A 13,176-nucleotide genomic window follows, 5' to 3' on the forward strand; every position below is an offset into this window, starting at 1 on the left:
ATTTCTTATCAAATATTGCCATATAGATAAAAATGACGTTTATTTTCTACCTTTTTTTGACTTGAATAAGTATCCTCAATGAAGACCACTTCGCTATCCGCAAGAATAGCCAAGCAATATGGCCGTAGCACATTAGGAATGCCGCTTTGAGCAAACTTTTTCTTACTTTTGACGTGTTGCCCATTCTTTAGACTAAGTTTAGCACCAGACTCAGTTGGTCCAGCATATATTCTAGCGCCTTTTGGAATGCTAAGCTTAGCAATCAAGTTGCCATTAGCATTCAATTTATCAGTAATGATAAATTCCCTACTGCCAAATTTAAACTTTTGTCCTAGTTCAATTTGCTGTTTTTGCTCAATGTCTGGCAATGGCTTTTCAATCAGATAAAAATAATCTTGATAAGGCAGTAATTCAAAATTGCCAAGATTATCATTAACGCGCACATGCCAGGTTTTCCAAATAAAGTTTTGCCAATACAGTATTTTCTGCTTTTCAGTTAGAGAAGTCAGATTTTCTTTTTTTAGCCGATAGAAAAAACCGAGATATTCACTGGGCTGCCCTATTTGCTCAAAGTCACCACTAATTAGCGATGTCATTAAGTTTATTTGCTCGCTAAAACGCCAAGCGCTGCGCTTTATTTCTGGGTTTTCAGCCTTCAAGAGAGGCACAATTTTATGTCTTATCCGATTACGTAAAGCGTCATCCTCATTATTGGTTTGATCAATCACAAAAGGAATTTGACGTTTCTCTACATAAGTTAATAACTCTGCCTTTTCAACTGTTAGCAGTGGTCGTAACAAAATCTGGCCATTCATTTTGCTAACCGGCTGTAAACTATTCATTTCACTTGGATTACCAGAACGGATAAATTTGAGTAAAATATTTTCCAGCAAATCATCACTGTGGTGTGCCGTTAACAAATAGTCGCCAGCCATATTCTTCATTACTTCAGTCAAAAACTGATAGCGAACTTGGCGCGCAGCTGCTTCAATTCCTTTTTGCGGTTGCAACTGTTTCGACCATTTTCCAGTAACAACTTCAATTTGTTTTGTCTGACAATAACTACTGATTGCTGTATCCTCGCAATTGGAATCAACACGCAATTGGTGATTAAAATGAGCCGCAATTAACTTAAAATGATATTGCGCCTTAGCTTCATTAACCATGTCAAGGAGTGCCATTGAATCTGGTCCACCACTTGTCGCTACAACAAGTGTTTTACCCTCTAACGGCAAACTATTTGCTTTAAAGAAGTCATCAATCAGCATAATTGTTCAATTCTTGCTGCAGTTTTTTGATTTCACGCTCAGAATCAGTGATTGTTTTGGTTAAAACAGTTAAAAACTGCTCTTTTTTTACATCAGAAAATTCGTTAGTATGGTCAATTAAATCCGGATCATTTAACCGCATTCTTGAAAGACCGATTTTACCTTTAAAATTATTAATTACAACTACACGAATAGAATCACCAATCTGATAATTAGCACGTTCGCGCACCCAGTTTTCACCAAAATCACTATGGTGAATAAGTCCCGACGTATGCTTAGGAAGGGTAACAAAAATACCCAAATCGGTGATGTTGTTAATTGTACCTGTAACACGTTGTCCTACTTGAAATTTCATCAATTATCGTCTTTGCCCTCAGGTAAATTATAAATTGTCTCATTTGGTTTAGAATATAAAAACTTAAAGCGGACAAGTTTGGCCACGTAATCAGGATCTTTTAAGTCGTCGCGCTTAGCTGTCAAAGCACGTTTTTGCTTATCGATTTGACTGAGCGATTTTTTCTGCGTTTGTACTTGCTCATTGATGCGCTGTGTTTGTACACGCGTAACCGTAAGTTGAATACCTAAAAGTGCAAACAAGACTAAAAAGACGGCAATAATACGATTGCGTCGAATTCGGTGTACTTCTTTTTCCCGTTTTTCTTGCTTACGCTTTAGGCGCGCAATTCGCTCTTCTGGACTAAGCGAATTATAGATACGTGGTCCTTTCATAATTTTTGTCCTCTGTAATTCTAAAATACTATTTAATTATAACAAGACCATTCATAAAAGTCATTAAATAACAAAGTTATCATTCGATTAATTCATAAAGTTCACTGGCCTCTGCTTTTTTGGTTGTCTCGCGGATGTCACAAACTTTGGCCTTAACCTGTCTTGAGCCATAACCCACTTCAATAACGTCTCCAATTTTTACGTCATAACTTGACTTAACAACTTTGTCATTTACTTTAATTCGACCTTGATCTGCCATCTCCTTGGCCACGGGTCTTCTTTTAACTAATCTTGAAATTTTCAAAAATTTATCAATACGCATTTTTTACCTCGTTATCTTTGAATAATGTCACTTGCTGCTGTCATAAATGTCGTTAATTCATTAAAAAGTCGCCGATGATGGATATCCGCTGGTAAGTCTAATAAAACGACAAGGCGTTGTTGCGGTGACAAATTAATTTTAGCCTTGAACGAAACATGCTCGAGTGCCTTAAAAATGTTAGGCCCCTTCAGTTCTTTACTTGCACTATTATTAAATTCAACTTTCACCTGCTGCTTAATTTGGGTAATGTTAAGCACTTGCGCCAAATCAGCTTCAGCTTTTAGTTTTGAAATTGCTAATAGATTTTCAACAGGTTCGGGATAATCACCAAAGCGGTCAATTAATTCATCTTGAATTTGCCCAATATCATCAGCATCAGCCGCTTTAATCTTCTTATAAAACTCAATCTTTTCTTCTTGGTCCGCAATATAGCTTTCAGGAATATAGGCTTCCAGTCCAAGGTCAATTTCAGCATTACTCTTATCAACCTTTTTCTTACCTTTACGGCTTTTAATTGCATCAGAAAGCATTTGGGAATAAAGGTCATACCCAACACTATCGATGAAACCGTGCTGCTGGGCGCCAAGCATATTGCCAGCCCCGCGAATCGACAGATCGCGCATGGCAATCTTAAAGCCTGATCCAAGTTCGGTGAAATCGCGAATTGCTTCTAACCGTTTCTCACCAATTTCTGTTAAGACTTTGTTTGGTTGATATAGGAAATAAGCGTAGGCAAGCCGTGCACTTCGTCCAATTCTACCGCGGAGCTGGTAAAGTTGACTCAGGCCATAGTGATCTGCATTTTCGATAATCATTGTATTGACATTTGGCATGTCAATTCCCGTTTCAATAATTGTTGTGGTAACCAGAATGTCAAACTCACGATTTAGAAAGCGATAGAGAATATCCTCCATCATATTCTTGCTCATTCGTCCGTGGACACTAATAATTCGTGCCGTTGGTATCAATTCNATCATTGTATTGACATTTGGCATGTCAATTCCCGTTTCAATAATTGTTGTGGTAACCAGAATGTCAAACTCACGATTTAGAAAGCGATAGAGAATATCCTCCATCATATTCTTGCTCATTCGTCCGTGGACACTAATAATTCGTGCCGTTGGTATCAATTCCTCCAGCTCACTTACAACATCATCAATGTCGTCAATTCGATTATGCAAATAAAAGACTTGCCCACCACGTTGCATTTCACGCAAACAGGCATCTTTAACTACACTTGGAATTTGTTCCATTACATATGTTTGAATTGGATAACGATTGGATGGCGGAGTTTCCATAACAGATAAGTCACGCACACCAACCATTGACATATGCAAGGTTCGGGGAATTGGTGTGGCCGTTAAAGTTAAGACATCAATGTTAGCCTTCAATTCCTTAAGGCGCTCTTTATGCTTAACACCAAAGCGCTGCTCTTCGTCAACAATTAACAAGCCCAAGTCTTTAAACTGGACGTCTTTGGATAGCAATCGGTGCGTACCAACTACTAAATCAATTTTACCGCTTTTCAATCCTTCTGTGATTTTCTTTGATTCTGCTGCGGTCTGGAAGCGTGACAAAACCGCATAGTTAACCGGAAAGTTATTGAAACGGTCTTGGATTGTTTCAAAGTGCTGTTGCGCCAAAATGGTAGTTGGTACTAAAAACGCTACCTGTTTATTGTCCTGTACTGCTTTAAATGCTGCTCTTAGAGCCACCTCAGTTTTACCGAAACCAACGTCACCCACAAGTAGCCGATCCATTGGTTTGGGTTGTTCCATATCATGCTTAATTTCTTTAATTGAACGCAACTGGTCTGCCGTTTCAACGTAAGGAAACGAATCTTCAAACTCTCGTTGCAATTCATCATCCTTTGAAAAGGCAAAACCTTTTTCTGATTCACGCTTAGCGTAAAGGTCAATCAAGTCATCAGCAATATCCTCAACTTTAGCCGCAACCTTGCGCTTAGTTTTAGCCCATTCACTGCCACCCAGCTTATTAACATGAGGCGTCTTACCTTCCGAAGCCACATATTTTTGCACTAATTTCAATTGATCAGCCGGCACAAATAATTGATCACCGTGCTGATAGGTAATCGTAATGTAGTCGCGTTTAACACCGTTGTTTTCTAGTGTTTTGATTCCTTCGAACCGGCCAATACCGTGGTTAACGTGAACTACATAATCACCTGGTTTGAGTTCATTATAATTACGCAAACGTTGTGCATTTTCCAAAGTCTTGACACGTCGACGGTGATGGCTCGTTTTATTAAACAGCTCATGCTCTGTCAGATAAACTAGGTTGTTTTTCGGTAATGTAAAGCCGCTGGCAAAAGAATCAACAATGATTTGTGTCTGTCCTTCAACAAGATCATCTTTAGCAACAATTGGAATCGACATGCCAAATTCAATCATTGTTTGGCTGATTTGGCGTGCTCGCTTTTGATTGTCAGCCTGCAAAATAACTGTTTGCTTATTTTTTTGATACGATTCAATTTCTGTTTTTATCAAAGGCATCTGACTGAAAAATTGTTGCGGCTCCCGTGTTTGCCAGTCAAATAACTGATCAAGCCGAATCCGCCCAATTGAACGTTGGAATAATGAAAAATAAAGGTGATGATGATCATCTTTAGTCCAAGCGCGATTAAAATCAGCTCTCAGTTCTTGACCAGGTAAAATTGCACCTGTTTTCAGTTCATCATCAATAAAACCAGCATTTTGCTGATCAACTGTTTTAACAGCTTGATCAATTAGCGGCCAGTCATCGAGCATGATTAAGCCGTCTGCACTTAAATATTTGAGTAAGTTACTTGGTTTCTCGAGTAAAAAATCAACCAAAAAAGCATAATTTGAGGGCAAAGTAGCACTATTTAGCTCATCCAGAGTTTGGGTAAAGTGATCCTTCACTGCTTCTTCTGGAGCAGGCGCATCCCCCATTGCCTTAGTTATTTTAGTCACAGCCCGTTGAAAGTCTGCTTCCGTAAAAACACGGTCTTGTGCAGGACCAATTGTAACCTTGTCGATTGCATCTTTACTACGCTGGCTGGACAAATCAAATTCTTTTATTGTGTCAATTTCATCACCAAAAAATTCGATTCTTACCGGATTTTCGTGATCAAGTGGGTAGATATCCAAAATATCCCCACGCAAAGCAAACTCTCCTACTCGTGCAACCAAATTTTCACGACGATAGCCTGCTGCCACCAACCAGCTTGTCAATTGGGCAAGATCAAATTCTTTTCCCGTTTCAAAGTCACGCTTTGTAGCGCTATATTGCTCGGGAGCAGATAGTTTATACTGCAACCCTTGCGGTGTGGTTACAACAATTCCCATTTGTCCGGTCAATAAAAAATTAAGCGCCTGAATTCGACTACTTAATTCGTCTGGTGAACTAACAGCAGTTTGGGTTGCAATTGTAGCATCAACTGGAAAGATTTGAACACTTCCATCAGGCATAACTGCATTTAATTCACTATACCGCTTCTGTGCCTTATTTTCGTTTTCTTCTATTAATAATAGTGGACGGTTAAGCGAAGTCACAATCTGGCATAAGAGCAGACCAAAAGCACCGGCATTAGCACCAGTGATTAATGAATTTTTGACTTTAGCTGTCTTATTAATGAAATCTGTTAGTTCTTTATCTTCTTTAATTAACTCTGTTAAGCGCATTTTAATTATATTTATTCATCAAAAATTGACTGCCCTTGCCAGCAATAAAATCGTCGATTATTTCGCAGCTAGTATCGAATGCAGCATCCATTAATTTCTGTTGCTGGCTGTCAAATTGCGATAAAACCCATGAAATAACGCTTGATTCTGTCACGTTGTCGGGATGTCTAATACCTATTTTTAACCGGTTAAAATTACTTGAACCCAAGTCACGAATAATACTCTTAATACCATTATGACCGCCTGACTTACCATTTGCACGAATGCGGATTTTACTTAACGGCATATCCATATCATCATGAATGACTAAAATGTCTTGTGGTTCAATCTTAAAGAAGTGCGCAAATTGCGCAATAGAGCGCCCAGAATCATTCATATATGTTTGTGGCTCAAGCAAAATTACGTCTTCACCTTTAATTTTTTGCTTAGTATATTTACCCTCAAACTTTTCCCGTTCAAGAACCAAAGAATTTTTAGCTAAATACTGATCAAGTGCCATAAAGCCTGTATTGTGCTTAGTTCCGTCATACTTTTTACCTGGATTTCCCAGACCCGCAATTAGTTTCATCATATTTCCCCTTAATTAAATAATCGTATTTAATGATAGCACATTCAACCCTACTCAGTTTCTCTCAGACTATTACACTTTAGTTTCAGTGAACAAAATTACTTTTTTATTTAGCTCACACGTGCTAAACTCTATTTATTCGAAAAAACTATTTTAATTTTTATTTAATCAAAAATCGTATGGTATAATTGATTAGATTATTTTTAAAAACGGAGGCAGTTTCATGCTCATCAAATCTTTAGTTAGAAAAAAAGATTATCTTACAACAGTTAACGAACACGCAACGCTTGAAGAAGCACTAAAGACTTTAGAGGAGTCTGGTTTTCGGTGTGTACCGATTTTAGATGATACCGGTACAATCTTCCGCGGTAATATTTACCGCATGCATATTTATCGTCACAAGTCTGAAGGTAAGGACATGAACCTGCCAGTTACCTACTTACTGAAAAATGCTACAAAAACTATCAAAGTTAACTCGCCATTTTTCAAAGTTTTCTTCACGATTAAGGATTTACCTTACATCAGTGTATTAGACGAGGACAACAAGTTCTATGGTATCTTGACACACTCTCGTCTGCTCGACATGTTGTCAGCTGCCTGGAATGTTAAAACTGGTTCTTATGTATTAACTGTTTTAACCGACAATTCTCGTGGTAATTTAGTTAAAATGTCAAAAGTGATTAGTAAATATTCAGAAATTGCTGGTGTTATGAGCCTGGATTCATCACCAAACACAATTAATGATAACTTTGTTAGACGAATTCTCTTCACCCTACCCGCTGGTGTAACAGATGACACAATGAAGACCATTGTTGCCAAACTTGAAGCCAAAGGATATGTAGTTGCAGAAATTGAAGACTTACAAGCCGGAATGACCATCATGAGTGATGAAAATCCTGGCGTCTTCTTAAGTGAACCAACTGAAGATTAATTTTTAACCAAGATAAAAAGCACTGCTACTTAACTGCAGTGCTTTTTTGATGTTGTAATGTTTATTTACTCTTCTACTTTCATAACTACTTGATGAGAATCAATCTGTTTTAATCCCGATATCTTCTCCACATTTTTGAATTTTTGATAATTAGTTACTACTACAGGAGTAATAAGTTGATATCCTTGCTTTTTGATTGAGTCTTGATCGAATTCTAAAACAGGCTCACCTTGCTTAACATTGTCACCTTTATTTTTTAATAGTTTAAAACCTTTACCATCAAGTTCAACCGTATCAATTCCAATATGAACTAAAACTTCAACTCCACTTTTTGACGTAAAGGCAAGAGCATGCTTAGTTCGGAAAACCATTGTTACTTGTCCGTCAAATGGAGCAAAAACCGTACCCTTACTTGGAATAATAGCAACACCTTTACCGATAATTTCGTCTGAAAAGGTACTATCAGGGACTTGCTTAATACTTTGCAATTTGCCCTCTATAGGACTACAAATTAGCTCTTCTTCCTGTGGCGCATTAGTGTTATCAGCTGTAGCCTTATCAATTTTAGAGTCATTGTTGACTTGGTCACCAGTAATCGTTTCAGGATTCAAACCATCTATTTTCAAAATAAAGGTTAGACCAAAGGATAAAATAAACGTAACTACAAGCGCAACCACAATTGCAATTAATCCTTGCAGACTACCATTTGGAGCAATATAAGTTGGTAAAATCAGAATGTTTGGCGCACTAAAGGAATATGTTCTTACTCCCATTAAAACTGCTATTAAGCCGCCAACTCCTCCTGCTGCCATTGCAGCATAAAGTGGTTTTTTCAGCTTCAGAGTAACACCAAATAATCCTGGTTCGGTAACCCCTAAAATGGCTGATACACAAGTTGAAAAGGCAATAGACTTGTCTTCAGATTTCTTAAACTTAAACCCAAGGGCAAATAGCGCTCCAGCTTGCGCGATGTTACTAATTAATGCAAATGGTAACCAAAAGTTGTCATATCCTGTGCGTGCTAAGTTCTGAATTGCAATTGGCATAATCGCATAGTGCATACCAGTCATTATAATCAGCGGATTTAGTCCAGCTAGAACAAAACCAGCCAGCGGTCCTGCATATGTGAAAAGCCAGTCTAAAATTGTTGATAATAGTTCTCCTAAATAATTCCCTAGTGGTGCAAGAGCAAAAAGGCCAATTGGAATCGTAATAATCATTGTGATTACAGGAGTTAGAATAAATCGTAGAACTTTAGGCATATACCGATCAACATATTTATATACAAAGCTCATCAGCCAAACAACTAAAATGATTGGCACTACTGAAGAGCTATAGCCTAAATATGGAATCTTTAATCCTAAGAAATTAATTGGTGGAAGGTGCTTAGCAGCTCCATTGATTAACGTTGGATAGAGTAAAACCCCTGCAGCAGATAATCCAATAAATTCATTCAAATGGAATCTTCGTGACGCTGACACCGCAACTAAAAATGGTAAAAAGTAAAATGCAGCATCAGAAATCATATAAAAGACTACATAGACACCACTATTAGGAGAAACAATTTTGGTTAAGGTTAAAATTGATAAAATACATTTCATCATACCTGCACCAATTATTGCAGGCAAAATAGGCGAAAAAATACCTGAAATTGCATCAATAATTTGATTAAAAATGTTCTCTTTCTTCTTTTTTTCTTGGTGAACACTTTTTGAATCAGTGGCCGGACTCTTTTTACCTATTCGTTGCTCAAGGATTTTTTCTACTTCCTCCACATCGTTACCAATAATAATTTGATACTGGTCGTTACGTTCTTGAGTACCAAGAACACCGTTTAACTTTTTGATTTTTTCATCTTGAACTAAACTATCGTCATTAAGTTTAAAACGTAAGCGTGTAGTACAGTTCCATACTTGATCAATATTTTCTAATCCACCAATCAAGTCAATGATTTGATTGGCTAGTAGTTCATAATCCATTTTTTTCTCCCTATAGCTGACTTCCATTAGTTGCAATCACATTTTTATACCATGAAAATGACTTTTTCAGGTATCGTTTTCCGGTACCTTGTCCCCAATTGTCATAATCAACATAAACAAAGCCATAGCGTTTTTCCATTTCTTGTGAAGATGAACTTACTAAATCTATTGGTCCCCAAGCACAGTATGCAAAAACGTCAATACCATCAGCAATACACTCACTAAGTTGTTGTAAATGCTCACGCAAATATTCAATTCGGTAATCATCGTTGACCGTGTCATTTTCCAATTTGTCATACATTCCTAAACCATTTTCAGCAATCATAATTGGCTTTTGATAACGATCCCAGTACTGCGATATACAGTTATATAAGCCTTTGGGATCAATAGCCCACCCCCATGGATTATCTTTTAGATATGGGTTTGAACTGGTAGCAAGATAGTCTGTACTCTTTTTCACGTCAACCATTTGTGAGAAGTAATATGAAATAGCTAAAAAGTCCATTGTATTTTCATGCAATACTTCTTTATCTTCTGCAGTAATTTTTAAATCATAATTATGTTCTTTGAAGTAACGCAAGATGTAACCAGGATATTCTCCACGAAACTGGACATCTGTCATGTAATAACTCATTTGATTGTGATGCATTGCCAGTATGACATTATCAGGATTGCTATCTTCAGGATATGCCGTTAAGTCAGCAAGCATCGTTCCAATCTGTATATTTGGATCCAATTCTCGCGCCTTTTTTACAATTTTTGCGCTTGCAACCATTTGGTTATGAATAGCTTGAAACTTGGCTTCTTCAAAATTATCAACCTGATCAATGCATATCCCTGTGGAATTGAAAGGCTCAATATGAAACAAATTAATCTGATTAATTACAATCCAATAACGAACCTTTTGTCCAAAATGCTCAAGTAGTGTTTCTCCATATCGAGTAAACAAATCAATTACTTTACGATTATTAAAGCCACCGTACTTCAAAGTAATGTTAATTGGGATTTCATAATGAAGCATTGTGACAATTGGCTCCATGCCGTCAGCAATAACTTCGTCAATTAGCTGATCATAAAAATCTAATCCTGCTTGGTTAGGCTCAGCATCATCGCCATTAGGAAAAATTCTTCCCCAGTTAATTGAAAAGCGAAATGTCTTAAATCCCATTTCTTTAAGGTACTTAAGATCATCTTTATAAGTATGATAAAAATCAATTCCATGACGTTTAGGATAATATCCCTCTTGATCGTTGATGGCGTTGAGCACTTGTTCTTTAGTCATCGTTGATGTATGTAAATTAGAATTGTCTGCTTCAGGATTATAAACAAACATATCTGACGTAGTTAATCCTTTTCCACCTTCAAAGCATGCTCCTTCAATTTGATCAGCTGCAACTGCTCCACCCCATAAAAATCCATCAGGGAATTTAGTATTATTCTTCATTTTTCTACAATCCTTTCAAAATAAAAAGGCGACACCTACCCACTTTTGCAACTTCAAAAGTAAGTATAGGTATCGCCTGATTTAACAGTAACAATCCTTTAAAAACTATTTTTTTATAACTCGATTAATATGTAGCATTAAGTATAAGCGCTCATCATCGTTAATCTTAATTTGATGTTTATCCTGCATGTATTGATCTATTTTTTCTACGCACTCATAAATATCTGGCCACGATTGCGCAAGCTGATTTACCATTTTTATTTGTGCCTCAGGAAAACCTTCATTATCAACTACTCGATGAGCAAAAAATTTCAGATGAACTAAAAATCGCTCATAGGATGTCGATTTTTTATCAAGTTTAATGCCAAAGTGATGCTCAACAATAGATAGAATGTCTCGGACAATTTTGGGAATCGACATTGTCTGACTCATCTTTTCCTTCTTTTGTTGGGTATTCACAAAATGTAGTGCAATAAAACCTGCTTCATCTTCTGGTAACTCAACATCAGTATACTTAAAGATTATTTTAAGTGCCTGCTTAGCTACTGCAAATTCCTTAGGATAAAGCTCTTTTATTTCCCATAAAAGTGGATTGGTAAGATTAGTACCGCTACGGTTGCGCTCAATTGCATTTTCAATATGGTCACTAAGGCTAAGATATAAGTATTTATTTAACTTTATTCCTAGTATCTGCTCCCCATAGTTGACTATTTCCTCTACCATATTCAATTCCCATTCGGGAATCTTACTAACAAAATCAGCAAATGATTCGGTATTATTTCCGGATTCAATATGGAAAACTTTTTCTACCTTACTGGTATCAACTTTATCACCAGGATGTGCATTAAAAGCAAGTCCGTTACCTATTAAAACTACTTCTTTGCCATCCTTATCATCAGTCATGAGTACATTATTATTAAACTTCTTTTTGATAATCAATGCATTGACTCTCCCCCTAAACTAAAAAAGGCAATACCACAAAAATCATTGTGGTATCGCCTGATTTAACAGTAACAATCCAGTTTTTATTCTGAAACCGTTTACTAGATGATAACATTAAACAAAAAACAATGTCAATGCTCTTTTTTCACTATAGCCTATTTTTCATAATAAATCCGAGGTAAACGGTCATCAAGTAAACAAGCAACCTCATAATGGATGGTGTCCACGTAATCAGCCGCAGCCTTAATGTCATTAGGCGCTTGCGGATCATTTGAAATTAAAATTACTTTTGTTCCTACTGGCATTTCATGCGGCAAACGTACCATCAGCTGATCCATACAAATCCGGCCAACAATTGGACAGTACTCATCTCCCACTTTTACCGTAAAGCCCTGAAACTTTCTAATAAAACCGTCGGCATAACCGACAGGAACAGTACCAATAATTTGGTCACTATCGGTAACATAAGTTGAGCCATAGCTGATGCCCTGATTTTTATGAACCGTATGTACCTGAACTAATTCACTTTCAAAAGATAAGGCTGGCTCTAGCTTAAAACGCACAGGCAAATCTTGACTTGCGGGATTAGACGATGGATTCAGGCCATAGGTTCCTATTCCAAAACGAACAATATCACTTTCAACTTGTTGGTGGAACTGGCTTGCAGCCGTATTATCTGCGTGAATCCACTTAGGTTTAAGCTTAAGTAGGCCTTTAAAATGATTAAAGCACTCAACCTGCTTTTTAAAATACGAATCATCGCTACTATCTGCTGAGGCAAAATGGGTATACATTCCTTCGACATTAAAGTGATGGTTGTTTACGAGAAAATCGTTGGCTGCAAGAAAATCCTGATCTTCGCTGAAGCCAATGCGTCCCATACCGGAATCAATTGCAAGATGGATTTTCAGCTCATTGTCTTCTCCAGTAAGTTCTTTATTGGCCTCTTTTAGCCAAGCCAAATCCGGAACGGTCAAAGATATATCATGTAAGGCAGCTAGTGAAACGTATTGCGTAGGTGTGACACCCAGAACTAAAATTGGAGCCTTAATGCCCGCCTGACGCAATTCCAGCGCTTCATCTAAGATTGCCACACAAAAGCCGTCAATGCCAACCTCAATTGCAGCTTGAGCCACTTTAACTGCTCCATGGCCGTATGCATTAGCTTTGATTACTGCAAATAGTTTTTGTCCCGGTTTGAGTTGCTGTTGTTCTTCTTTTAAATTGTGCTTAATCGCTGCTAAATTGACATAAACAGCGGCTGGACGATGTATTCCAGGTACCATTTTTATTTCTCCAATACAACTAAAGTAACTATTTCATGATTA

Annotated in this window: 10 protein-coding genes and 2 pseudogenes; 1 reads left to right on the top strand and 11 read right to left on the bottom strand. The window is 37.3% G+C overall.

Annotated features, from left to right (window positions below; genetic code table 11):
- Window positions 1-8: 8 nt before the first annotated feature.
- From tilS to pth, 7 genes and pseudogenes are all read right to left on the bottom strand, one after another.
- Window positions 9-1,268, bottom strand: a complete 1,260-nt coding sequence (gene tilS / locus CRG87_RS04720) for a tRNA lysidine(34) synthetase TilS (protein WP_074425765.1) — start codon at window positions 1,266-1,268, stop codon at window positions 9-11.
- Window positions 1,258-1,626 (bottom strand): S1 RNA-binding domain-containing protein, encoded by a 369-nt coding sequence (locus CRG87_RS04725; protein ID WP_074425766.1) that lies wholly within the window; start codon window positions 1,624-1,626, stop codon window positions 1,258-1,260. The genes tilS and CRG87_RS04725 overlap by 11 nt, the downstream gene beginning before the upstream one ends.
- Window positions 1,623-2,000: an FtsB family cell division protein gene (locus CRG87_RS04730; protein ID WP_101138680.1), complete on the bottom strand. Its 378-nt coding sequence runs from the start codon at window positions 1,998-2,000 to the stop codon at window positions 1,623-1,625. The genes CRG87_RS04725 and CRG87_RS04730 overlap by 4 nt, the downstream gene beginning before the upstream one ends.
- Before the next feature lie 76 nt (window positions 2,001-2,076).
- Window positions 2,077-2,319 (bottom strand): RNA-binding S4 domain-containing protein, encoded by a 243-nt coding sequence (locus CRG87_RS04735; RefSeq protein WP_046307633.1) that lies wholly within the window; start codon window positions 2,317-2,319, stop codon window positions 2,077-2,079.
- Window positions 2,320-2,330: 11 nt separating this feature from the next.
- Window positions 2,331-3,290, bottom strand: a pseudogene (locus CRG87_RS08285) (TRCF domain-containing protein); the annotation flags it as partial.
- Window positions 3,291-3,305: 15 nt separating this feature from the next.
- A pseudogene (mfd, locus tag CRG87_RS04740) lies at window positions 3,306-5,984 on the bottom strand (transcription-repair coupling factor); the annotation flags it as partial.
- Between the two features lies 1 nt (window position 5,985).
- The gene (gene pth / locus CRG87_RS04745) at window positions 5,986-6,552 is read right to left on the bottom strand and encodes an aminoacyl-tRNA hydrolase (RefSeq protein ID WP_074425768.1); all 567 of its coding nucleotides are present in this window, start codon (window positions 6,550-6,552) and stop codon (window positions 5,986-5,988) included.
- Between the two features lie 223 nt (window positions 6,553-6,775).
- On the opposite strand from pth, the gene cbpA reads away from it, so the two are divergent.
- On the top strand, window positions 6,776-7,483 hold the full coding sequence (gene cbpA / locus CRG87_RS04750; protein ID WP_046307639.1) for a cyclic di-AMP binding protein CbpA: 708 nt from the start codon (window positions 6,776-6,778) through the stop codon (window positions 7,481-7,483).
- Between the two features lie 65 nt (window positions 7,484-7,548).
- Here cbpA and CRG87_RS04755 read toward each other — a convergent pair whose 3' ends face one another.
- From CRG87_RS04755 to alr, 4 genes are all read right to left on the bottom strand, one after another.
- Window positions 7,549-9,462 (bottom strand): beta-glucoside-specific PTS transporter subunit IIABC, encoded by a 1,914-nt coding sequence (locus tag CRG87_RS04755; RefSeq protein WP_074425769.1) that lies wholly within the window; start codon window positions 9,460-9,462, stop codon window positions 7,549-7,551.
- A gap of 10 nt (window positions 9,463-9,472) precedes the next feature.
- Entirely contained in the window at window positions 9,473-10,906 is a 1,434-nt protein-coding gene (locus CRG87_RS04760) for a glycoside hydrolase family 1 protein (protein WP_074425770.1), read from the bottom strand.
- A 105-nt stretch (window positions 10,907-11,011) separates the two neighbouring features.
- Window positions 11,012-11,845 (bottom strand): BglG family transcription antiterminator LicT, encoded by an 834-nt coding sequence (licT, locus tag CRG87_RS04765; protein ID WP_074425771.1) that lies wholly within the window; start codon window positions 11,843-11,845, stop codon window positions 11,012-11,014.
- 158 nt (window positions 11,846-12,003) lie between these two features.
- Window positions 12,004-13,134: an alanine racemase gene (gene alr / locus CRG87_RS04770; RefSeq protein ID WP_074425772.1), complete on the bottom strand. Its 1,131-nt coding sequence runs from the start codon at window positions 13,132-13,134 to the stop codon at window positions 12,004-12,006.
- Window positions 13,135-13,176 lie beyond the last annotated feature (42 nt).

Origin of the sequence: Lactobacillus apis (assembly GCF_002837055.1) — a bacterium.
GTDB classification, from domain to species: Bacteria; Bacillota; Bacilli; order Lactobacillales; family Lactobacillaceae; genus Lactobacillus; species Lactobacillus apis.